A 22638-nucleotide genomic window follows, 5' to 3' on the forward strand; every position below is an offset into this window, starting at 1 on the left:
CGGTGGTGTTTGCTATGATGACGGGAGAATGCGTACCCCCGAACCGCACCCGGACGACATCCTCACCAATCCGGGAGAGAACGGTCTCGACTCCGTCGTGGCCCCGGAGGCGGGCGCCGGCGCCGGCACGGAAATCCTCGTGTTGGAGCCCCGCGCCACGCTCAAGTTGCGCAAATGCCGCGTCCAGGTGACGGCCGGACCGGACGAGGGGCGCTCGATCGTGTCGGACAAGGAGCGCCTGCGCTGCGGGGCCCACCCCACCAATGACCTGGTGCTCGCCGAGGATCGCACCGCCAGCCGCCACCACTTCGAGATCCTCAACACCGAGCGGGGCTGGCTCCTGGTGGACCTCAACTCCACCAATGGCACCTTCCTGGAGGGGCGGCGCGTGGAGCGCGCCTACCTGTCTGCGGGGGCCGTGGTGCGCGCGGGCTCCTCGGTGCTCTCCTTCACCCCCATCGACGAGGAGGTGACGGTCGAGCCGGACCGCGAGGGCGAGCTCGGGGGACTGGTGGGGCAGAGCGTGCACATGCGGCAGGTGTTCGCGCTCATCAAGAAGATCGCCCCGCTGGACGTGTCCGTCATCATCGGGGGCGAGACGGGCACGGGCAAGGAGCTGGTGGCGCGCGCCATCCACGAGCGCAGCAGCCGGAGCAAGGGCCCCCTGGTGGTGCTCGACTGTGGCGCCATTCCGCCCCACCTCATCGAGAGCGAGCTGTTCGGCCACGAGAAGGGGGCCTTCACCGGTGCGATGGCGGAGCGGCCGGGGGCCTTCGAGCGCGCCCACGGCGGCACCATCTTCCTCGACGAGCTGGGGGAGCTGCGGTTGGATCTGCAACCCAAGCTCCTGCGCGTGCTGGAGAACCGTGAGGTGCGGCGCGTGGGTGGCAACGACGTGCTGTCGGTGGACTGCCGCGTCATCGCCGCCACCAACCGCGACCTGGTGAAGGAGATCGCCGCGGGCCACTTCCGCGAGGACCTCTTCTTCCGCCTGTCCGTCATCCACCTGCAACTGCCGCCGCTGCGCGAGCGCCGCGAGGACATTCCCCTCATCCTCTCGCGCGCCCTGGCGGATCCCGAGGTGCTCGCGCGCCATGGCCGCAAGCACATCTCCCCCGAGGCCCTCGCCCTGCTCATGGCCTACGCCTGGCCGGGCAACGTGCGCGAGCTGGTGAACGTGCTCTCGCACGTGCTCGCCTTCAGCGAGGGCGAGGAGGTGCTGCCCGAGCACCTGCCCGCGCGCGTGCGGGGCCAGGCCCGCGAGGTGCCGCTGCCCTTCAACGAGCACCTCACCTTCAAGGACGCCAAGGAACAGCTCCTGGAGAACTTCGAGCGCGAGTACATCACCCGCGTCCTCTCGCGCTGCGAGGGCAACCTGTCCCGCGCGGCGCGCGAGAGCGGCCTGCACCGCAAATCCATCGAGCGGCTGGTGAAGAAGTACCAGCTCGATGCCAAGGGCATGAAGCCACGCTGAGCCCGGTGGCTCGGCGGGCGGGCCCAGGACGAATTTACAAATAATTTGCGTACGGGAGAGCCTCGGTCCTCGCCAGGGGTTGAGGGCGAGCCTTTGCCCAAGCGGGGAGGCGTCCACTTGACCGATGGGATTTCAACTATCGGTTATAAGAAAACGAGAGTCCCATGACTCCGCGTGTTCCCCCCAACCGAGGACAGTCCGGGCAGGCATCCGTCGAAGCAGCCCTGTCCTTGCCGCTCGTCGTCTTCCTGATGCTGGGGACCCTGCAGCTGTTCCTGATGCTCCAGGGCCGCATCATGGCCGAGTACGCGGCCTTCCGGGCGGTGCGCTCGGGGAGCGTGAAGCATGGGGACTGCACGGCGATGACGCACGCGGCCGTGCTCGCCTTGATGCCCAGCTACCACTCCTTCATGGCGGGTGGCGGCTCGCCCGCCCAGAAGCTCGGCCAGGCGTTCGGCAGGTACAAGGACAACGTCTACCGGACCTCGGCGCGGGGCAATCCCGTCGAGGGCGCCCTGGTGTGGATCCTCCGCGACAGCCCCGTGGCCGCTTCGGTTCCCAACGAGGACCAGAACTTCGATCAGGCGGACGGCGCCAACCGGCGCATGGAGATCCGGCTCGTCTACTGGTACCCGCTCAAGATTCCCTTCGCCGACTGGGTCATCAGCCGCATGACGCTGGCGCGCTGGGGCCTGCAGGACTACACGGCGCAGGATCCGCTCTCCCCCACGCGGCGGGCGAACTGGACCGCGGAGAACCCCACCTCGCTCGAGGGGGCCATCCGCGACGAGCTGCGGCGCCGCATCTCGATTGGCTTCTACTCCATGCCCATTCATGCCTCGGCGAGCCTGCGGATGATGACGCCGGTGCGCCGACTGCACTTCCAGACGCAGAACTGCGCTCCGGCGCCGGAGGTCCTGTGAAACCCTACCCTCGTCGGGGCCAGACCATGGTCCTCATGGTCATCTCCCTCTTCCTGCTCACGCTGATGGTGACGCTCACCCTGTCCATCGGCTCCAAGGTGCGCGAGAAGATGGAGGTGCAGGCCGTGGCGGATGCGGCCGCCTACAGCAACGCGGCCGTCACCGCGCGCGTCTACAACGAGATCGCCCTGCTGAGCCGCGCGCAGATCGCCCACATGGTGTCCATGGCGGCGGTGCAGAGCCTCATCAGTTGGTCCACGCTCTTCCGGGCCAACGTCGCGGCCACCTCCCTCAACTATTCCATCATCTCGGCGCAGCACGCCAAGGACGCCGCCAGGTGCTGCAAGAAGTACTCGCCCTGTCCCCACCTGTGTGGCTGCTCCATCGCCGCTTCCGCCGTGTCGGGCTTGAAGGCCTTCCAGGTCTGGACCCGGGACGTCGCGGAGTCCATGCAGTTCGAGGCGCTGGACACGGCCGCGGCCGCCCAGTCGCTGCGCCTGCAGGACGCGGCCATGCGCCTGCATGGGGTGCAACTGCTCGAGTACGTGCGACTGATGGGAGAGATCAACAACCAGAGCATGGCCGATGAGATCGTGGATGCCGCGAAGGGGGGCAGCCGGGTGGCGGGAGAGTGGAGCGCGCCGGGCGGAGGTGACTCGGTCTCCAACCGGGAGATTGGTTTCTTCACGGGCGCGACCACGCCCATCGACATCCTCAACTCCCACCATGTCTTCGCGGCCATGGGCAGCCGGGGCTTCTCCTTCATCACCGGCCGCTCCGGCATTCCCGCGATGGTGATCCAGCAGCAATTGCAGGCCCTGGGCTACGTGGTGCCCCCGGACAGGGCGACGGTCGTGAACCAGGGCAGCTCCTACTTCTCCACGCTGCCCAACCACGGCGCGTTGTGGCCCCTGGTCAACGGCAAGTACTCCTGGACGGATGACCACGGCATGAACACGCTGCGCTACAACCACACCTTCATGCCGTGTCGCCGCTACCAGTCCGCGTTCCCCACGATGGTCTTGTTGAACTCCACGGACTCGACGGACCCGACGGACCTGCACGTCTGGAGCCCCTTCTTCTTCGTGGACACGGTCCCCGCGCCCGCGCGTCACACGCTGGGCCGGTGCGTGCGCTGTCCGAGCATGTGGCCCACCTTCATCGACTACAACCCCCTGCCCCTGGTGCAGGAGGATGACAACTTCGGGCAGCCGAAGAACTTCGCCGTCATCCAGCGCGACTACAGCGTGCGCGCGGCCAGCGGTCAGTCCGTGGACCCGTGGAACCTCGGCTTCCGCTTCCGCTTCAGTCCCTCCCGGGAGTCTGGCTTCGACAACCGGGCACTGGTGCTCGCGGACGGAACCGACATCAGCAAGCAGACGGCGCTGTCGGCGGGCATCGCCTACTACCACCGCAAGGGGCACTGGAAGGAGCCGCCCAACCTGCTCAATCCCTACTGGCGTGCCACCCTGGTTCCCCTCACGGTCGATGAGGATGGCGAGGACGATGTCCCCGATACGTTGGGCGACGTGGGCACCGGGTGGGCGGGGGAGACTTTCGAGGCCCTGCGTGGCCAGGGCTATGAGGGAGGTCCGTGATGAGAAGCCTTTCGCGCCGTCGCGCCTCGCGCGGTCAGTCGCTGGTGGAACTGGTGCTCGGGCTGCTGGTCTTCGTCACGGTGCTGATGTTCGGCATCCACTTCGCGGAGATCGGCTACCTGTCGGTGAAGGTGACGGAGGCGTCGCACTCGGCGCTGCTGGACACCACCGGGCACAGACTGCACTCGTGGCCGTCGAACAACAATCCCTCCGACCGGGCCGCGGAGATCGCCGCCGCGGAGGCCACCGAGCGCTACCGGGACTTCGACAGCCGGACCTCCACCGCCCACGGAGACGGGCTCGCCCAGGTCTTCACCCGCGTCTCGGGCCTGAACGTGACCTGCCGCACGGGCGCCGGCCCCTCGTTCGGTCCGAGCCTGTTGACCAGCGTAGCGTATGAGGACGCGGGCGGATTGAGCTGCCAGTCCGAGGCGCTCGTCGAGCCGGTGGGCGCCTATACGCTTCCCCGGAAGTTCATGGAGGACGCCAATGGCTTCTTCTCCCAGCCGCACCTGCTGCGTCCCGATCCCTTCCGCGTGTGCGGCATGGGCCGGGCCCGGGGGGGCGTCTGCACGGGCCGGCTGACCATGGCGCTGGATGACTGGGGCCTGTCCGGAGACTCCGAGTCCGGCATCTGCCCCTTCATCCCCGACGTCCCCGCGCCGTGCCCCACCAACCTTCCCTTCTATGCGATGGCCGCCAGTGTCTTCACGCTCAACGGGCTGGGCCAGGGAATCGCCGGCAGCCGGATGGCCATGGGCATCGTCAAGAGGATGCCCATGCCCTTCTTCTATGGCGGCGAGAACATGTTCTGGATGAGCAGCGCGGGCGAGCCGCTCTTCCTCCAGCCCACTGGCTTCTCCATGGCCGAGGGCTGGCCGCTCTGGCCCACCACCCCCGGGGCGGCGCCCATCGGTGTTCCGGGTCTGGCGTATTCGTTTGCCTACCTCAAGCGGGATGGCTGCTTCCTCGGAAAGGATTGCCCCTGATGCTCCTCGTCCTGACCTGGCTGTTGGCGGCGAGCCCCACCTCGCCATCCCCTGCTCCGGAGCGCGCCACCGCGGGCGCCCCGAGCGCGCCGTCGGGGACCCCGGTGAACGGGCTGCCGTCCGCGCCTTCCGGCACGCCGGTTCCCCTGCGCTGGGATGTCCCGGGGTTGCTCGCGTGGGTGGACACGGATGGGCCCATCGCGGCCAATGGCATACCGGTCCTCATCCAACTGGCGCGCTCGTCCCGATCCGTGGATGACCTCGCCTCGCACTTCGTGCGCTTCTTCGAGAAGGCGGGGCTCTACGTCGCTCCGCTCGAGAAGCAGGCCGCCATCTCCCGTGAGCCCCAGCTCACGGCGTTGGATCCCAAGCAGATGCTGTCCTATACGGTCATCCTCCAGGCCAATCCGGACAAGACCACCTCGGTCATCCTGGGCACGGCGAACGTGGGGGCCTGGAAGCCACAGAACCAGAGCCAGTCACTCGGGTGGGCACCCCTGATGCCGGGCGCGCGCAACCTCTTGCGCACGGAGGCGGAGGGACAGTCGAGCGCGGCCTACGACGTGGACAGCACACCCGACAAGGTCCAGGCCTTCTATCGCGAGCAGCTGGAGAAGGCGGGCTACAAGGCCACCGGACAGTCGGGGGAATACCGGCGGGGCACGGAGTGGCTGCGGGTGCGTGCCCGGTCGGACGACAAGGGGCTGATGGTGTGGCTGGTGCGTCAGCTGGGCGGAGTGGACCCGGCGGCTCCGGCCCCTTGAGCGGGCTCGGGCGCCGGGCCGCCTTCACCCCGCGCGCCTAATCCAGCGGCTTGGCCTCGGGGAGCAGGTCTCCGCACGTCTTGGTGATGCAGGTGGTGAACTTCTCGCCACAGCTCATGCTGCAGTCCTGGTTGCCCTTGCAATCTTCCACACACGACTTCATGGGGTCCTGGCACTTCGACATGCACTTGTTGAGCGCCTGGGCCTGCTGGGTGTTCATGACCGGCTTGGGCTCCTTGTCCCGCCGGGTGGGAGACGGGTCCTTGGCGAGGGCGGCGGCGGGCAGGAGACAGCAGAGCGCGAGGGCCAACAGCGGGGAGTGTTTCATGAGAGGAGTTCCAGGGTAGGGGACGGGGGCTCGCCGGAGGGCCTGCACTGCCCGGCGGGGGAGCGATTATAGGCGCCACTGGACTGTAATTGAAGCGCCCGTCCCTCCATGTTACGGCCCCGACATGAACGATGCCGGAGCGCCTCCCCAGGATCCCAAGGACACGGTCAATCTTCCCAAGACGGACTTCCCCATGAAGGGAAACCTCGCCCAGCTCGAGCCGCGCATGCTCGGCTGGTGGGCGGACCACGGCATCTGGGGAAAGATCCTCGCGCGGCGAGTGGGCCACGAGCCCTTCGTCATCGCCGACGGGCCGCCGTACGCCAACGGCCACCTGCACGCGGGCCACGCGCTCAACAAGGTCCTCAAGGACATCGTGGTGAAGTACCGCAATCTCTCCGGCCGCCAGTGTGACTACATCCCCGGCTGGGACACGCACGGCCTGCCCATCGAGCAGGCGGTGGAGAAGCGGCTCAAGGACAAGAAGATCGACAAGCGCACGCTGGACCGCGAGGCCTTCCTCTCCCAGTGCCGCGAGTACGCGCTGGAGTTCATCGACATCCAGCGCACCGAGTTCAAGCGCCTGGGCGTGCTCGGGGACTGGGACAATCCCTATCGCACGCTCGACTTCAGCTACGAGGCGCAGGAGATCCGCGAGCTGGCCACCTTCGCCCGGCGCGGCATGCTCTACCGGCGCAAGAAGCCGGTGTACTTCTGCCTCACGGATCAGACGGCGCTCGCCGAGGCCGAGGTGGAGTACGAGCAGCACTCGAGCCCGTCCGTGTACGTGGCCTTTCCCGCGGGCCCCGAGGTGGCCGAGCGCGTGCCGGTGCTCGCGGGCCGCGAGGTCTCCTTCGTCATCTGGACCACCACGCCCTGGACGCTGCCGGCCAACCTCGCCATCGCGGTGAACGCCGAGTACGAGTACGTGTTCTACGCGCTCGGCGAGCGCGTCATCTGCGTGGCGAAGGATCTGCTGTCCCGGGTGCTCGCCGAGGTGAAGGCGGACGAGCTGGAAGTGAAGACGGTGAAGGTGAAGGGCAGCGAGGTGTCGGCGACGGCGCTGGTGGAGCCCGAGCGCATCCTCGCCTACGCGCGGGGCGATGAGCTGGAGGGCTGCACCTACCGGCACGTCTTCCATCCGCGTGAGGGGAAGATCCTCCTCGGCGAGCACGTGACGCTGGAGGCCGGTACGGGCCTGGTGCACACGGCACCCGGCCATGGCCAGGAGGACTACGAGGTGGGCCTGAAGTACGGGCTCGACATCTACAACCCCATCCGCCACGACGGCCGCTTCGACGACAGCGTGGGCGAGTGGCTCGCGGGCAAGAAGGTCTTCGAGGCCAATCCGATCGTCATCGACGTGCTCGCCGACAAGGGCGTGCTGCTCAACGGCAAGACGGACAAGGTGGAGCACAGCTATCCGCACTGCTGGCGCTGCCACAACCCGGTCATCCTCAGCGCCACGTACCAGTGGTTCATCCCGCTGGACAAGCCGCTGCACGGGGGCGAGGGCAAGACGTACCGCCAGCAGGTGCTGGACGAGGTGGACCGGGTGCAGTGGGTGCCCTCGTGGGGGCAGAGCCGCATCCGGGGCATGCTGGAGACGCGGCCGGACTGGTGCATCAGCCGTCAGCGGAGCTGGGGCGTGCCCATCCCCATCGCCTACTGCGAGGGCTGCGACGAGGCGCTCATCTCCCCCGAGTTGATGGAGAACGTGGCGGCGGCGGTGGAGAAGCAGGGCGTGGGCGTGTGGTACCGCACGCCGGTGGAGCACTTCCTGCCCGAGGGCCAGCGCGCGTGCGGCAGGTGCGGCAAGACGGGCTTCCGCCGCGAGACGGACATCCTGGACGTGTGGTTCGACTCGGCGTGCATGTTCAGCGCGGTGCTGGACCGACGCCAGCGCGTTCCGGCGGACCTGTTCCTCGAGGGGAGTGATCAGCACCGGGGCTGGTTCCACTCGTCCATCCTGGTGTCGGTGGGCACGCGCGACGTGTCGCCCTACAAGGCCTGCCTCACGCACGGCTTCGTGGTGGACGGCAAGGGCGAGAAGATGTCCAAGAGCGTGGGCAACACGGTGGCCCCGGAGAAGATCATCCAGCAGTATGGCGCCGAGGTGCTCCGGCTGTGGGTGGCCAGCAGCGATTACCGCAACGACGTGCGCCTGTCGGATCAGATCCTCAAGGGCCTGAGCGAGGGCTACCGGAAGATCCGCAACACCATCCGCTACACGCTGAGCAACCTGTATGACTTCGAGCCGGAGCGGGACGCGGTGGCCGCGGAGCGGTTGCAGCCCCTGGACACGTGGGCGCGGGGTCGGCTCGCGGAAGTCGTGGCGCGGGTGAAGAAGGCCTACGAGGCGTACGAGTTCCACCTCGTGTACGCGACGGTGGTGGACTTCTGCGCGGGGGACCTGTCGGCGGTGTACTTCGACATCCTCAAGGACCGGCTCTACACGTCCAAGGCGACGGGCGAGGCGCGGCGTGGCGCACAGACGGTGCTGTACGAGGTGGCCACGGTGCTGCTGCGAGTGCTGGCGCCCATCATGAGCTTCACGGCGGAGGAGGCGTGGCAGTACCTGCCGGGGAAGAAGACGGAGAGCGTCTTCCTGACGGACTTCCCGGAGCCCGCGGTGAAGCCCGACGCGGTCCTGGCCGAGCGGTACGCGAAGCTCTTCGCGGTGCGTGGCGCCGTGCAGGGGCTGTTGGAGGCGGCGCGGCGCGAGAAGATGATTGGCTCCTCGCTGGAGGCGCGGGTGGTGCTGAGCGCGAGCGGCAAGGCGCGCGAGTTCCTCCAGGCCCACGCGGCGGAACTGCCGGGGCTGCTCATCGTGAGCCAGGTGGAACTGGCGGACGAGGCGGGGGAGAAGGCCCAGGTGCTCGCCGTGGCGCAGGCGCTCGGCGAGGACGTGAAGGCGGAGGTGCTGCCGGCCCGGGGCGCCAAGTGCCCTCGTTGCTGGACGTACTCGGAGCAGGTGGCCGCGGGCGCTTCCGTCTGCGGCAAATGCCAGGAGGCGCTGTCATGAGTGGAGTCCTGAATCCGTCACGTCGTTCCCTGTTGGGCTGTCTGGCGCTGGTGGTGCTGGGGTTCGCCTCGGTGCCCACCTGGGCGGATGAGCCGGCGAAGAAGGCCCCGGAAGGCAAGAGCGCCCCCGCGACCGTCTCGGTTGTCTTTGATTATGGCAATGGCAAGGAGAAGGCCCTGACGGGCATCGAGTGGCGCCAGGGCATGACGGCCTGGGAGGCGACCCAGGCAGCGGCGCGGCGTTCCCCTCCCATCGAGCTCAAACACTCGGGCAGTGGGGCGATGGTGTACGTCACCGGAATCGACGGGGTGAAGAACCAGGGCGGCGGGCGCGACAAGCGCAACTGGCAGCTCTGGGTCAACGGCACCTACGCCGACGCGGGCGTGGGCGCCAAGGTGCTCCAGGCGGGCGACAAGGTGCTCTGGAAGTTCGCGCCGCCCCCTCCACCGGGCTCCTGATGAGTGTCCACTCACCACCCAGCAAACGCACTCAGGATAGAGAAAGCCCGGAGCTACAGCCAGCCCAGAGGCGAAACCCACCCGGGAAGCGTGGCGGTGGAGGGAAACGTCTCGTTCCGACAATGGATTGACCTTGCTGTCAGCCGCCCTCTGTAATCCTCGGGTTTGGGCTCCCAACTCGGGTGGCTCGCCCGGAGAGGTGCGGCGATGTTGAAACATTCCGACAATTCGCGTTCCGCGGACACGCGGTGGCCCCCGCGCGCGGGGGCGCTGGCCCTGGCGGCGCTGATGCTGATGACAGCGTGCTCCACGGGGGCCCCCACGGGTGGAGGGTTGACGGCTTTCCGTTACCATTCGCCCGTGCCGCGCGACTCGCCCGAGCCGTGGGCGCAGAAGTCAGAAGCCGAGGACTGGATCCTGGAGGACTGGGGCCAGGGAGAGGCTTTCTTTGCCAGGCTGCCTACGGACTTCGCGCCTGTACAGGTGAGCGACGCTGAGTTTTCGGCAGCCATGACAACGCTTTGGCTTGACATGCCGCTCCGGGTGGCCGCATCTCGGCCCTCGTTGTATGTCGGCCGTAGGCTGGCGTTGGCTTCCGCGTCCGTGAGCGGCGAAGCGTGGCAATCAGACCTGGCTCGGTCCTATGGGCAGTTTTGTGAGGGGTGCGGCACTCCAGGGGACTGCCTGACGCTGTTTGAGGACGGGCCTCGCTTCCAGGATGACGACAAGCGAAGCCTTGCGCTCGCCCTGGCAGTAGGGCCAGCCCTGGAGGGTGTGAACGCGGAAGTGCGCGCCATGCTCAATCCTACACAAATGCTCGCAATGCTGAGCATGAGCATCACGGTTTATATGGCGCTGCTGTTGGCGCCAGTGCCCGAGCCGATAACAAAGGGCGCGGCCCTGGTGTTTAGTGCCGCTTTGTGGGGTTATCTTGGTTATGAGTTCTTCGATTTGCTGCGGGCCTATGCGCGGCTTTACGAAGATGCGCCCCGGGCCTCCTCCTTTGCGGAGTTACGCGAGATTGGCGAGCGTTTCGGGCGTGTCATCGGTCCCAACAGTGTGCGGATCCTCGTCATCGTGGGGACGGCGGCCATTGGCGAAACGGTGTCCCTTGCTTCCAAGGCCCCCAAGCTCCCCGGATTCGCGCAAGCGTCGGAGAAAGTCGCGGCCCGTACTGGGTTGGGCCTGCTGGAGACCACAACCGGAGCCGAGCGCCTTATTGTCTCTGTGCCAGAAGGGGCGATCCGCGTGGTGTTGGCGCCTCATGCCGTGGCCATGGTCGCCCGGGGCGTTGGCGCTGGGAGTCCTGCCCCAACTCGGGGTAGGCTCCTCCCCAACGGGCACAGGGCGTGGGGGTCGTTTAGTGGCTTCAAGTCGGCCATGGGGCCAGCGGGCTCGGGAAAGCAATGGCATCACATCGTGGAGCAGACCCCGGGCAATGTGAAGCGGTTTGGAGGCGAGGCCCTTCACAATACTGAAAACATCACCGCACTCACCGAGGGGCTACACACCGACGTGAGCGCCTTCTACTCGTCGATCCGAGAAGGAATCACCGGCTCCAACACCCTGACGATTCGGCGATGGCTTGGCACTCAATCATACGAAGCCCAGCGTCAGTTCGGATTGAAGGCAATTGAAAATATCAGGAGAGGAATTTGGAAAGTCAGGTAAGACAGCTAGAAGAACTGGCGGAAAAGTTTGCCCACCACACAGCAGAACAGACGGACGCAATCTTTCGAGGTGATGCCAGAACCGGAAACAGGCACGCGAAGCAGCGGATCGCTACGTTCAAGAAGTTGCGCGCTCACGGGAACGCGGGGCGGGATGCGCTCGCCATGTTGCTCACGCACCCGCGAATGGACGTACGAGGCATGGCGGCGGTCTACCTGCTGCGCTATCGGACGGCGGAAGCCAAGGCCGTCTTACTGGAGATCGCAAAAGGTGAAGGACTGGCCGCTTTTGAAGCTTCGGAGGCCCTGAAACGCTGGGAAGAGGGCACTTGGGCACTCGATCCAACCGAGGATGTTGCGGGGTAGCCAGAAGCACCCCGCCCGGCACCGCCCAGCAAGCGCGGCCGACCACGCACGGAGCGCGCCGCGAGTGACAGGCGGAGAGGGCGCAAGCGGGACAATCCCGGCGGGTGATACGGGAGGGAATGACGGCCTGGGTGGCGACCCAGGCCGCGGCGCGGCGCACCCCTGCCATCGCCATCAAACACTCGGGCAGTGGCGCGATGGTGTACGTCACTGGAATCGATGGGGTGAAGAACCAGGGCGGCGGGCGCGACAAGCGCAACTGGCAGCTCTGGGTCAACGGCACCTACGCCGACGCGGGCGTGGGCGCCAAGGTGCTCCAGGCGGGCGACAAGGTGCTCTGGAAGTTCGCGCCGCCCCCTCCATCGGGCTCCTGAGTCCCATTCTTCCCCCGAGGCCCTGCCGCGCTCCATCGCCACGGCCGTAGGCGCCAGGAAGCCCTCGGCTCCTGTCCGTGCGCTTTTGATTGGCCAACCAAGACGACCGGTCATATTCTGCCGCTTCGAAGCCACCGGGACCGCCGGAGCACTCCAGCGATCACACCTCCAGGGAGCAACGCATGTCGTCAGATCTTCTCGCACGAGTTTTGAGCACCTATGGCGGCATCGAGCGCTGGAAGAAGGTGAACAAGATCTCCGCGCATCAGCGCTTCGGAGGTGTCCTCTGGCCGCTCAAGCAGGTGAGCGGCATCGTCGATGACGCGAGGGTCACCGTCGCCATCCAGAAGCCGTGGACCTCGATCACTCCCTTCACCGCGGCGGACCGTCGCAGCGTCTTCACTCCGACGCGCGTGGCGATCGAATCCACGAGCAAGGGGATCATCGAGGAGCTCAACGATCCGCGCGCCTCGTTCGCCGGCCACACCCTGGAGACGCCCTGGACCCCGCTCCAACTCGCGTACTTCACCGGTTACGCCATGTGGACCTACGTGAGCGAGCCGTACTCGTTCACCTTTCCCGGTGTTCAGACGGTGGAACTCGACCCCTGGCGGGAGCAGGGCGAGACGTGGCGGCGGCTCAAGGTCACCTATCCAAGCAGTCTCGCCACGCATAACGCCGAGCAGACGCTGTATGTCGATTCCGATGGTCTGCTTCGCCGGCGCGATTACCAGGTGGACATCGCGGGCGGCGTGCCGAGCGTGCAATACATGAGCGGCCATCGGGAGATCTCCGGCATCGTCATCCCCACGACGCGAATGATCTACGGCCGCGATGCCCAGAACCGCGCGATCCCCGAGCCCCTCGTCGTCTCCATCGAACTCGACGACATCAGCGTCGACTGAGCACGAGAAGGGCCGCTCATCAGATGCGCGTCCCTTGAAGCGCGGGGCACCCTCGAGCTGCTTCTGGCCGAGCCGTTCAGCGCTGGACGTAGCCGTCCGACAAGGTTCGCAGGAAGGCGACGAGGGCGTCTTCCTCCTCGGAGGTGAGGCCGAGGTTGCCCATCTGGCTGGTGTCGACGTTCTGCTTCACCTCGGGGGACGGCCAGCAATCGACGCCGGGGACGGCTTGCTCTCGGGAGCCTTCCGCGCGGCACACGGGCAGGGCGTCGCGCGTGTTGTAGAAGTGCACCACGCTCTTGAGGTCCTTGAAGTAACCGTTGTGCATGTAGGCTTTGACGAAGGCCGGGTTGGGCCGCTTGTCCACGTTGCGCAAGGTGGGGACCTTCTGCTTCCCGAGGTTCTCCCGCGCGTACCGCCGCCACTCCGGGCGCGTCTGCAGGAAGGCCCCCAGGCCCTGGTCCGTCCACTCCCAGCCCCGCGGGTTGAACTCGCGCTGCTCGTACCAGGGGTTGAGCGGGTTGCGCGGCACGCCGAGGTTCGCATAGGTGTGGTCGGTGAAGAGGGGCGGCTCGCCGCGGGCCCCGCGCTGGCTCAGGTGACAACTGGAGCACAGCGCCTTGCCCTCGAAGAGCCCCAGGCCCCGCAGCTCCTGGTCCGTCAGACGGGCGCGCCCGGCCAGGTACGCATCGTACTTGGAGGAGAAGGGATTCATCTCGGACGAGGCCTCGTAGGCCGCGATGGCCCGGGCGATGTTGTCGTAGGCCCGCGCCACCTGGCCCGGCTGGCACATGGTCCACCCGTAGAGCAGAAGGAAGTGCGCCGCGTAGGGCCCGGTGCACACCTTGGCGACGACGGCCGCCTCGTTGGGGTTGTTCTGCTCCACCGGGTTGAGGAAGGGCAGCTGCGCCTGGTCCGTGGCGGGAGTGCCCAGCTCCTCGCCCGTGGCGCGGCCATCCCAGAAGCTGCCCCCCACGAAGACCCCCTCCGCCCAGATGGCCGGTTGGAAGATGGGGGCGCGCGTGGCGTAGGCGCTCGAGGGAGGCTTGCGATTGCCGAACCGCCCCGGGACAGCGCCCTCGTGCACGCCCCCGGTCCCATTGGCGTGCGTGTCCGGTCCCATCCAGCCCGTCGACGGGTGATGGCAGGACGCACACGCTTGACCGGGTGGCTCGGAGAGCCTCTTGTCGAAGAACAACAGCCTGCCGAGCAACTCCTTGGGTTGGAGCGCCGCCACGGGGGCCTTCACCTCCGCGCGCAACCCGGCCGTCGCTTCCGGTGTTCCTGGCGCCCGCGACTCATTCGGAGAGGGGCCCATGTCACAGGCCACCAGTCCACACATCAGGGATGGAAGCACCCAGGCTTTCCACGAACGCATCGGAGCACCTCAAGGGAGGGGGGATCCGATGAGTGACACCGACTGCCCTCCGCCGACAATGGGCTCGGGGACGTAGTCGATTGTCCGGCTTTTCAAGAAAGCCCTGTCAGAAGCGGCCCTGTGTGCTCGAGAACATTGACTGCCGGGAGGGTCATCCCCGCCAGATTCCGTGAGCCAGGCCAGCCGCCATACGTCTGTCAGGGATTGCTGAAGATGAGGTACGCACCGGTCATGCCGGTCGTCGGCAAGGCGCACCCCGTATAGGCGGCCGCGGTGCTGGCGGTCGACGTGCGTGCCTTGAGGCCCGTGGCGAGCGAGCCGATCTTCAGCCGGTACTGCCGGTTGGCGAGGTACGTCGCGTTGGCCGAGAACGTGAGATCAACGAGGAAACGCGCCGTCCCGCCAGCCGTGATGCGCGAGAAGGAGCTGCCGCCGCACCCGCCCGTGGCGCCGGTGCCGAGGGTGAAGTTGACGGAGCTGCCGAACGGCGTGCTGGGGCTGACGCAGATGAGCTGCAGCCCCGAGCCGTCACCGGAGTCGGCGCGGGTGCCGGCCTGATACATCTTGATGGAGTTCACATCGAACCGAGACGGGCTGGTCCCCGCCATCTCGAGCGTGAGAGGAATTTGATCCAGGTACAGGGTGCTCGTCGTCGTGTTGGTGACCTCGAAGGCCAGCGTCGTGCCCTGGCGGAAGCTCACCCCGTCGGGTGGAAGGATCTTCTTGTCATGGGGCGCGGCGGTGTTCTGCCGGAACTGCAACTGACCCGTGCAGGTGCCAGTGGCCGTCGAGAAGCCGTTCGACACCGGCAGGAACTGGCAGACGCTGGTGGTGGGCGAGCAGTACCAATACGGGTTGCCCGGGCCCACGCCGCTCGAGCTTTGCGTCTGCACGCCACAGTCCGCGTAGGCGGTGCAGGGCGTGTTGATCGGGCACTTCTGGCCCGTGACGGGATCATTCTCCCAGCTCAGGCACGCGTACGTGTCCGCCGCCGCCGCTTGCCGTGACACGCTCGAGGCCGCGGGGCTCGAGCTCCCCAGCGGCTCACCGCTCTGCTCGGGCGCGGCGCCGCAGGCAGACAGCAGGGAGGTTGCGAACAAGAACATTCCAGACGTTGTGAGTTTCAAGGTGATGGCCTTCCACTTTCCATGAGGCTTCGAGGAGCAAGCACCGCTGTTGGGCTTCCGCGGCTCTCCTGGCGGCTATCACGTCAAACGTTTGAAGGGCGAGGCCTCGTGATGAGGCCTCACGCGTCGTCAGGTGTCCTTGCTCATCATGGGTATAAAGACGTGTTGATTGGACCTCTGACCGACGACCTGGGGCGCATCGAGGTCCTCGTGAACAACGAGGAGCGATCCCCTCACGCCAGGACGAGCCACGGCGCCCCCCCTCCTTCGTCTACTCGACGAGCGCTCGCCTGGCGGGCTGGGCCATGGCCGCTTGTAGGGACTTTCCGACAAGGGCCCATCCTTGGGTTGTGGGACCATCGGCTGCGCCCTAAAGAGGACTCTCCATGCACGATCAACTCAGGCCCAGCGGACTCTCGGTCGTCGGCTCCCTACCCTGGGGGGCACACTTCTGCCAGTTCTATGAGGGGCGGGAAGATCTCGTGGACTCGCTCGTGCCCTATTTCAAGGCGGGCCTCGACAACAACGAGACGTGTCTGTGGGTGACCTCGGAGCCTCTTCGGGCCGAAGACGCCCGGACGGCGCTTCGTCAGGTCGTCCCGGACCTCGAGGCGCGGGAGCGGCGCAATCAGATCGAGATCATCAACCACCAGGACTGGTACGCGCGCACGGGAAAGGCGGACCCGGACGCCACCCTGCGCGGATGGGTCGAGCGGGAGGAGCGGGCCCTGGCGGATGGGTTCGCCGGGCTGCGGCTGACGGGGAATACGTACTGGGTCGAGCGCTCGGATTGGAATGGCTTCGTCGATTACGAGGCCCGCGTCTCGCGCACCTTCCAGGGCCGTCACATCATCGGGATGTGTAGCTATTGCCTGGGCCGCTGCCAGCCGCATGACATCCTCGACGTGGTCGCCAACCACCAGTTCGCCCTCACTCGCCGGGCGGGCCACTGGCAGATGATCGAGAGTGCCGCGCTGTGCATGGCGAAGAATGAGCTGCAGCGCCTCAACGCCGAGCTCGAACGCCGGGTCCTCGAGCGCACCGCCGCGCTCGCGCACGCGGTCCAGGCACGCGATGATTTTCTCTCCGTCGCGTCGCACGAGTTGAAGACGCCCATCACCTCGCTCCAGCTCTATGTGCAGGGCATGGTTCGCGCCCAGTCCAAGGGGATGCTGAGCGCGGAACAGCTCAATGCCCGGCTGAGCCGGATCCAGGAGCAGTGCGGCCGGCTGGAGAAGCTCATCAACAACCTGCTGGATGTGTCGCGTGCGGATGCCAGGGCGCCGGTGCTCCAGCGGGAGTCCTTCGACATGTCGGAGCTGGTGGCGGAGACCGTGGAGCGCTTCGCGGAGGAGTTCACGCGGGCCCGCTGCCAGGTCACCGTCGAGGCGCGCGAGGCCATCGTGGGCTGCTGGGACAGGATGCGTGTCGAGCAGGCGCTCACCAACCTGTTGCAGAACGCGGCCCGCTACGCCCCGGGCGCTCCGGTGCACATCCGGGTGCAGGCGGAAGGTCCCTGGGTGAGGATCGTCGTGCGAGACGGCGGGCCGGGAGTCTCCGAGAAGGACCACGAGCGGATATTCGAGCGTTTCGTCCAGGCGGGGAGCCAGACGTTCGCGGGAGGATTCGGCCTGGGGCTGTGGATCGTGAAGCAGATGGTGGAGGCCCACCAGGGCAGCGTGACGCTCTCCAGCCGGCCCGGGGCGGGCGCCACATTCACGCTCATGCTGCCGCTCGACTGAGCGTCACGTCATTGCGCCGGAGAACGCGAGGGCCCGGGAGGACTCCCTCCTACTGTCCGCGTTCGCAGCCGCAGCCGCAGGCGTCGAAGAACACCTGCTCACCCGGTTGGCAGACGAAGCGGATGGTGCTGCAGAGCTGGGGGCTTTTGCTGACATAGCGCCTGCGCGGATCGTTGTAGTCGCAGGATGAGGACGCGCATTGGCTCTTCTTCACGCAGATGCCAATACAGTCGGCGCCTCCGTTGTCCGGATCGCAATCATCGCTGGGGTCGTCGATGCAGACCTGCCCCTGGGGACAGGGCGTGCCGGGAAAGCCGCCGCAGGACTGGGTGAGATGCTGGGGCGCCTTGGGCTCGGGTGGGGCGGACGCCTGGGCCCATGAGGTTCCGGACATACCGAGCAGAGCACTGGTGAGGGCGAGCGCGCTCACCACGGGAAGACGGAAGAGCATGAGAGGACTCCTTGAGGGGGCGTACATCCCAATGGAGTCCCGAATCCGCCCATGTGACGTCGCAAGCGCGTGCACTGAGGTGCAGGAGGCATGTCGGCCAACTCGGTGAAGCGAGCCGAGTGTGGCGCTTCGAAGGTCAGTGGCCTGGACGTCGAGCGAGTCACACCTCGCTCAGCGCCAGTGCCATGAGCTTCTTGAGATTGTCCGCCGCCAGCTCGTCGCACGCGCTCTCGATGTGCTGCTTCACCGTGTTGACCTTGATCTTCAGATGCTCGGCGATGGTCGCGTAGTCCCAGAAGCGGAAGGCCAGGGATACCACCTCCGCCTCTCGGTTCGAGATTCTGCCGCGCCAGCTCTCGGGCAGGGGGATGAAGGACCGTTTCTCCTGGAGTTGCAGGAGCCAGGCGCGCTCCGAGTCCAGCACGGGCAGGGATTCGAAGCTCACCCTCAAGTCCTTGTCCGTGCCCTGCTTGAGCCACACCTCGGGCCCGTCATCGGGACCGCCCGCGCGCCGGGCCAATGAGGCCAGCCGTGCCCGGAACTCCTCGGGAAGACGACCCCCGGCGAGCTCCGAGGGCGAAAACCATTCCGCCAACAGTGCCGTGGCCGACGGCGTGGGCGTCCAGTGCTCCAGGCGCGCGCCCTGCACGAGAATGAACGGTCCCTGGCGCGTGGCCACCTCGCGCAGGAGCGAGGCCTGGGATCGCGTCTGTGCATACGTCCGACAGTGACTGATGGCCCTTGCCAGCCGGGGCGTCAGCCACTGCATGCGCGCCTGATGACGGGTGGAGAAGGGCCTGCGCCGGGCGCTGTAGAGCGTCACGCCGCCATGCCACTCGGGGCTCACCCAGAGCGACACCGACATGCAGTGCTCGATGGGCTGGCCGAGTTCGCGCAAGCGCTCGTACATGGGATTACGGATCAGCTGGGCACGCGGAATCATCTGCGAGTCCCGGAGGACCGTGTTGGGAGCGCGCGTCGTGCTGGCCTGCACGAAGTCATACGGCGCCACTTCCTGGTAGTGATGGAAGAAAGAGGAATCCAACCCCGAGGGCATCCAGTCGTATCCGAGGGTCTCCCCCAGTGGTCGGGAGATACACAACGCCATGGCATCCATGGGAATCAACCTGCCCAGCCCTTCCCGGGCGTTGGAGAACATCGTCTCGAGCTCCAAGGAGCTGTTGAGGTCGTCAGCGACGGAGAGGGCGAGGTCCAGTTCCGCCTCATTCAAGCCCGGCAATGAATCCACGAGGTGTCTCCTCCGGGGTTCACGGATCGTGACCCCATTTCCTCCCGGAGTATAGTGCCGAGCCCCTGGCTGGTGGCCACTTGGGCTGAGAGAGGACCCGGGCGACCCTTCAATCCTTCGAAAAATTCGAGGTAACAAATCCGGCGCTGCGCGTCCTGAATGGAACCGAGCGCGCCATGACCCTTCTTTCTGCTCCCACATTCCTCCGCGGTAACGCCCTGACAGGCCGCCAGCGTCTGATGCGTGCGATGCCCGAGGATTCCCCATGAGCGAATCGTCCAACCTGGGAGATGATGGCGTCGTGTCCTCCAAGCCACGCTCCACACCCATGGATGTCGAGAAGGCTCAACGGCGTGCCGGAGAGTTCGCCGCGCGCTATCGGACGACGCTGCTGAATCGGGCCAGGAAATGGGGCCAGAACGAGCAGGACGCACAGGATCTGGTCCAGGAGACGCTCAAGCGTTTCATCGACACCTTTGGTTCCGTGGACTCATTGCCCAGTGAACGCAGTTGTGAGGCGTGGTTGTCCAATACCTTCACCCATCTCTTCACCACTCAATACCGGAAACAAAAGACCCAGCGGAAGGCCGTTCCGGAACTGCTCCATGCACGTGCCATCGAGGAGTCTTCCGTGGAGACGCTCCCCCCCGTGTACGACTCCATTACGGACGAGCAGATCCAGCAGGCCTTCGACGAGTTGACCCCCGACGCGCTCGCCACCCTCAAATTGGATGTCGAGGGCAAGACCGGCCGAGAGATCGCTGGGCTGTTGCGCATCCGGGAGGGAGCCGTGCGCAAACGACTGCACGACGCCCGAAAGAAACTGCGCAAGGTTCTTCAACGGTTCCTTCCCCCTGGGGACAACTGATGGCCCGTCCTTGTGATGACGTCGAGCTATTCATGGAGGGGGAGCTTCCTCCTGAACGGGCCGAGCTGTTCCGGCAACACCTGCCGGACTGCGCCCGTTGCCAGCGGGAACTCGCCAACTTCCTGCAACTCGAACTGCTGACGAAACGCCATCTGGAGATGGACGAGGGACGGGCCGAGGCCCAACCCACTCCGTGGCGCGTTCCGCGTTGGCTGCCGCCCTTCGCAGGGGCTGCCCTCATGCTCGTGCTCCTGGTGGTGGCCGGGCGCTTCGTGTACCCGCGTGTCGTGGCTCCCACCGAGGACGTCTGGCTCACCGCCACGACGGAACGGTTGTTGCCCGCGCGCTTGAGCCACCCCAAGGCCAGCAACTACCGGCCCCTGCGCGACAGGCTCATGGGCCCGAGGGAGAAGCTCGAGGCGCTTCCCTACTCCGCTCTGGATGAACTCCGGAGGAATGACCCATGGGGAGAGGCAACGGCCTTCCTGGTGCGCAATGAGCCGGGAGCGGTGCAGCGGACCTTGCAGATCCTCGAATCCCTCGGGTCGTCACCCGAACTGGACAGCGACCGTGCCGCGGCCCTGCTGCTCGACAACGAGTTCGAGAAGGCGCTCGTGGCGGCGGATGCGGCCCTGTCGGCACGTCCCGGTTACGCCCCTGCGCTTTGGAACCGGGGACTGGCCTTGATGGAACTGGGTCTGCCCTGGTTCGCGGCCCAGAGCTTCGAGGAGGTGGCCAGCCAGCAGGAGCCAGGCTGGGCGGAGGAAGCCCGCGACAGGGCCCGGCACCTGCGCGAGCAGGAAGCGGAGCGCCAGTCCCGATGGAAGGACGTCCAGACGGACGGCGACGAACTCACTCGTCCTGGCCTTCATGCGCTCTCCTCGGACTTCAGCCAGGCGCCGAGCGCGCGACTCCACTTCTATATCGCCGTATGGAGCGCGCCCTCTCGCGATCGCGTCCTGGAGCTGTTGCCCCTCGCCCGGGAACTGGACGTCAGGGCCACGGGCCACGTGTTGGAGGACTACGTCCAGCGCGTGTCGAAGTCGGACTTCACCCGGAGGGAACGGCTCGTCCAGGAGTACGTGGCACTCAAGGGCACACGGCCTGCCGTCCAGGAACAGGAGAAGTTGATCGCGAGCTTGCGAGGCTCGTCCGGGAACGAAGACCTGTTGCTGGGCGTGCTCCTCCGGCTCGAGGAGACGGCGCGCCATCTGGATGCGTTCGCGGAGGCGGTGAAGATGCTCGAGGACCCCTGGTTCGACCTGCTCGTGGAGCAGGAGCGGGGGAAGGCCGAAAAGGCGGCGGGACACTTCGATCGGGCGGCCCGCACGCTCCGGGAGGCCCATGCCAGGTGCCCATCGCCAGGGCTCGAGTACCGGTGCATGTGGCTGGAACTCGAGCTGTCGAGCCTGTTCCTCCAACGTATCCAGCCGGAGGAGGCCCGCGAGTACGCCACGCGCGGATGGGAGACAGCACGGGCGCACAATGAGTGGTGGCTGGAGGGGAGCCTGCTGTGGAATCTGGCGCAGGTCTCCCGCTATGTGAACGACGCGCCCCTGGCGCGCGCCCGCTATGGGGAGTTCCTCGCGAGAGACTCCGACAAACCAGACGTCCTGCGCCGGGTCCACCAACACCTCGCGGAGGTCGCCTTCCACGAGCTGCGAGTAGAGGAAGCCCGGCGGGAACTCAACGCCGCGCTCGCCACGGGACAGCCCCTGTCCTTCAATGGTGCTTTCGCCCTGGCGGACCTCTCACGTTTGAGTCCCGCGCCCACGGACGAAGCCCAGTTGGAGGCCGCGTTGGAGAAGGCCCAGCCCGGTCTGACTCCGGGCGAACGTGTGATCGCCACGCATGTGCGTGGACGATTCTTCATCGAGCGCGATCCGGTCCGGGGTCACGAACTGCTCTGGCGAAGCATCGAGGAGTCCACCGACGCCGCCCTCCAGCAGGACCCCGCAGCCGCCAGAGCGAGGACCTACAGCTATACCTCGCTGCTCATGGACGCGGGGCGCCACGCCGCCTTCGCGCAGGCGCTGGAGTGGATGGAGCGGGAACGGGGATTGGCGCTGCCACGCACGTGCGTGTTGACGGCCAGCGCGGATTCGGAGCGGACCTTGCTCATCGCCCGGGGAGCGGGGGGCGAAGTGGTGGGTCACTTCGATGATTCCCGGCGTCAGCCCCTGCCGATGGATTTGATTGGGGTGGTTCCCGAGACACTCCTGACCTCCCTGCGCGTCTGTCCCCAGGTGGAAGTGCTCGCGAGGCCGCCTCTTCATGGCCGGCCCGGGCTGCTGCCGCTCGACATGGCGTGGAGCTACCTGACGAGGACGACACCCGACCAGACTCCGCCTCCCACCCGGGGACGCCATCTGGCGGTCCACGCCGTGGAGACGCCTCGCGAGTACCACCTGCCGAGGCTCAACCCGTGGGTGCCTTCTTTCGCCTCTGGAGAAGTCCGACTGGAATTGACGGGCACCGAGGCGACGCCCGAAAGGGTCCTCGGAGAGATGCGGGGGGCCACGGAGATCGATCTCATGGTCCATGGCAAAGACAATGGTTCGTTGGATACCTCCTCGCTGGTGCTCGCCCAGGGCAGGGAGGGAGCGGAGCTGCGAGCAAGGGATGTGCGTGCCGCGACACTGAGCGGCTCGCCCTTTGTCGTACTGGCCGCTTGCCGTGCGGCGGCCACGGCCTATTCCACTCAAGAGCCGCTGAGCCTCCCAGCGGCCTTCATGAAGGCGGGAGCGCGGGGGGTCCTCGCCGCCACGGAAGAGATTCCCGACCGGGCGGCCATGGCCGTGTTCACATCCATTCGCGAGCGCATCCGCCAGGGGGCCCCTCCGTCCGTCGCCCTTCGCGACGAGCGCCTGCGCTGGCGTCAGGAGCATCCTGGCTCGACGTGGCTCGACAGCGTGTTGCTCTTCGAATGAGGTAACAAACGGCGTCGTCCGC

General features: G+C 66.7%; 19 protein-coding genes. 14 read left to right on the forward strand and 5 right to left on the reverse strand.

The genetic code is table 11. From position 1 onward, the window contains the following. Nucleotides 1–28: 28 nt before the first annotated feature. The 5 genes from CYFUS_RS03160 (at nucleotide 29) to CYFUS_RS03180 (ending at nucleotide 5748) form a co-directional block, all read left to right on the forward strand. A complete protein-coding gene (locus CYFUS_RS03160) occupies nucleotides 29–1474 on the forward strand; it encodes a sigma 54-interacting transcriptional regulator (RefSeq protein WP_095983875.1) in 1446 nt (481 codons plus the stop codon). Between the two features lie 164 nt (nucleotides 1475–1638). After that, on the forward strand, nucleotides 1639–2397 hold the full coding sequence (locus CYFUS_RS03165) for a TadE family protein (protein ID WP_095983876.1): 759 nt from the start codon (nucleotides 1639–1641) through the stop codon (nucleotides 2395–2397). Continuing rightward, nucleotides 2394–3995: a pilus assembly protein TadG-related protein gene (locus tag CYFUS_RS03170; protein WP_232537333.1), complete on the forward strand. Its 1602-nt coding sequence runs from the start codon at nucleotides 2394–2396 to the stop codon at nucleotides 3993–3995. Before CYFUS_RS03165 ends, CYFUS_RS03170 begins: the two co-directional genes overlap by 4 nt. Beyond that, a complete protein-coding gene (locus CYFUS_RS03175) occupies nucleotides 3995–4984 on the forward strand; it encodes a pilus assembly protein (RefSeq protein WP_095983878.1) in 990 nt (329 codons plus the stop codon). The genes CYFUS_RS03170 and CYFUS_RS03175 overlap by 1 nt, the downstream gene beginning before the upstream one ends. Next, nucleotides 4984–5748: a hypothetical protein gene (locus CYFUS_RS03180; protein ID WP_095983879.1), complete on the forward strand. Its 765-nt coding sequence runs from the start codon at nucleotides 4984–4986 to the stop codon at nucleotides 5746–5748. Before CYFUS_RS03175 ends, CYFUS_RS03180 begins: the two co-directional genes overlap by 1 nt. Nucleotides 5749–5785: 37 nt before the next feature. Here CYFUS_RS03180 and CYFUS_RS03185 read toward each other — a convergent pair whose 3' ends face one another. Then, nucleotides 5786–6076: a hypothetical protein gene (locus CYFUS_RS03185; protein WP_095983880.1), complete on the reverse strand. Its 291-nt coding sequence runs from the start codon at nucleotides 6074–6076 to the stop codon at nucleotides 5786–5788. 124 nt (nucleotides 6077–6200) lie between these two features. Here CYFUS_RS03185 and ileS point away from each other — a divergent pair, with 124 nt between their 5' ends. From ileS to CYFUS_RS03215, 6 genes are all read left to right on the forward strand, one after another. Next, nucleotides 6201–9101: an isoleucine--tRNA ligase gene (ileS, locus tag CYFUS_RS03190; protein ID WP_095983881.1), complete on the forward strand. Its 2901-nt coding sequence runs from the start codon at nucleotides 6201–6203 to the stop codon at nucleotides 9099–9101. After that, nucleotides 9098–9559: a DUF4430 domain-containing protein gene (locus CYFUS_RS03195; protein ID WP_157758210.1), complete on the forward strand. Its 462-nt coding sequence runs from the start codon at nucleotides 9098–9100 to the stop codon at nucleotides 9557–9559. Before ileS ends, CYFUS_RS03195 begins: the two co-directional genes overlap by 4 nt. Before the next feature lie 207 nt (nucleotides 9560–9766). Next, complete coding sequence (locus tag CYFUS_RS51560) at nucleotides 9767–11230, forward strand: hypothetical protein (RefSeq protein WP_095983883.1); 1464 nt, start codon at nucleotides 9767–9769, stop codon at nucleotides 11228–11230. After that, nucleotides 11215–11595: a DUF2019 domain-containing protein gene (locus tag CYFUS_RS03205; RefSeq protein ID WP_198316440.1), complete on the forward strand. Its 381-nt coding sequence runs from the start codon at nucleotides 11215–11217 to the stop codon at nucleotides 11593–11595. Before CYFUS_RS51560 ends, CYFUS_RS03205 begins: the two co-directional genes overlap by 16 nt. 119 nt (nucleotides 11596–11714) lie before the next feature. Next, nucleotides 11715–11969 carry a DUF4430 domain-containing protein gene (locus tag CYFUS_RS03210; RefSeq protein WP_095983884.1) on the forward strand — a complete coding sequence of 85 codons (255 nt, stop codon included), beginning with the start codon at nucleotides 11715–11717 and terminating at the stop codon, nucleotides 11967–11969. Nucleotides 11970–12151: 182 nt separating this feature from the next. Then, nucleotides 12152–12874: a hypothetical protein gene (locus CYFUS_RS03215; RefSeq protein WP_095983885.1), complete on the forward strand. Its 723-nt coding sequence runs from the start codon at nucleotides 12152–12154 to the stop codon at nucleotides 12872–12874. Nucleotides 12875–12950: 76 nt separating this feature from the next. On the opposite strand, the gene CYFUS_RS03220 is transcribed toward CYFUS_RS03215, so the two are convergent. Both CYFUS_RS03220 and CYFUS_RS03225 read right to left on the reverse strand, forming a co-directional pair. Then, on the reverse strand, nucleotides 12951–14249 hold the full coding sequence (locus tag CYFUS_RS03220) for a cytochrome-c peroxidase (RefSeq protein WP_232537334.1): 1299 nt from the start codon (nucleotides 14247–14249) through the stop codon (nucleotides 12951–12953). Nucleotides 14250–14446: 197 nt separating this feature from the next. After that, complete coding sequence (locus tag CYFUS_RS03225; protein ID WP_157758211.1) at nucleotides 14447–15349, reverse strand: hypothetical protein; 903 nt, start codon at nucleotides 15347–15349, stop codon at nucleotides 14447–14449. A 413-nt stretch (nucleotides 15350–15762) separates the two neighbouring features. Here CYFUS_RS03225 and CYFUS_RS03230 point away from each other — a divergent pair, with 413 nt between their 5' ends. Then, entirely contained in the window at nucleotides 15763–17118 is a 1356-nt protein-coding gene (locus CYFUS_RS03230) for an MEDS domain-containing protein (RefSeq protein ID WP_095983888.1), read from the forward strand. A gap of 49 nt (nucleotides 17119–17167) precedes the next feature. On the opposite strand, the gene CYFUS_RS03235 is transcribed toward CYFUS_RS03230, so the two are convergent. Beyond that, nucleotides 17168–17569, reverse strand: a complete 402-nt coding sequence (locus tag CYFUS_RS03235; protein ID WP_095983889.1) for a hypothetical protein — start codon at nucleotides 17567–17569, stop codon at nucleotides 17168–17170. A gap of 160 nt (nucleotides 17570–17729) precedes the next feature. Continuing rightward, nucleotides 17730–18818: a LuxR family transcriptional regulator gene (locus CYFUS_RS03240; protein WP_157758212.1), complete on the reverse strand. Its 1089-nt coding sequence runs from the start codon at nucleotides 18816–18818 to the stop codon at nucleotides 17730–17732. Nucleotides 18819–19146: 328 nt separating this feature from the next. Between CYFUS_RS03240 and CYFUS_RS03245 the strand changes: the two genes are divergently transcribed. Both CYFUS_RS03245 and CYFUS_RS03250 read left to right on the forward strand, forming a co-directional pair. Next, nucleotides 19147–19686, forward strand: coding sequence for an RNA polymerase sigma factor (locus CYFUS_RS03245; protein ID WP_157758213.1), 540 nt, complete (start codon nucleotides 19147–19149; stop codon nucleotides 19684–19686). Beyond that, nucleotides 19686–22616: an anti-sigma factor family protein gene (locus tag CYFUS_RS03250; RefSeq protein ID WP_095983892.1), complete on the forward strand. Its 2931-nt coding sequence runs from the start codon at nucleotides 19686–19688 to the stop codon at nucleotides 22614–22616. Before CYFUS_RS03245 ends, CYFUS_RS03250 begins: the two co-directional genes overlap by 1 nt. Nucleotides 22617–22638 lie beyond the last annotated feature (22 nt).

Source organism: Cystobacter fuscus, assembly GCF_002305875.1.
Lineage (GTDB): Bacteria > Myxococcota > Myxococcia > Myxococcales > Myxococcaceae > Cystobacter > Cystobacter fuscus_A.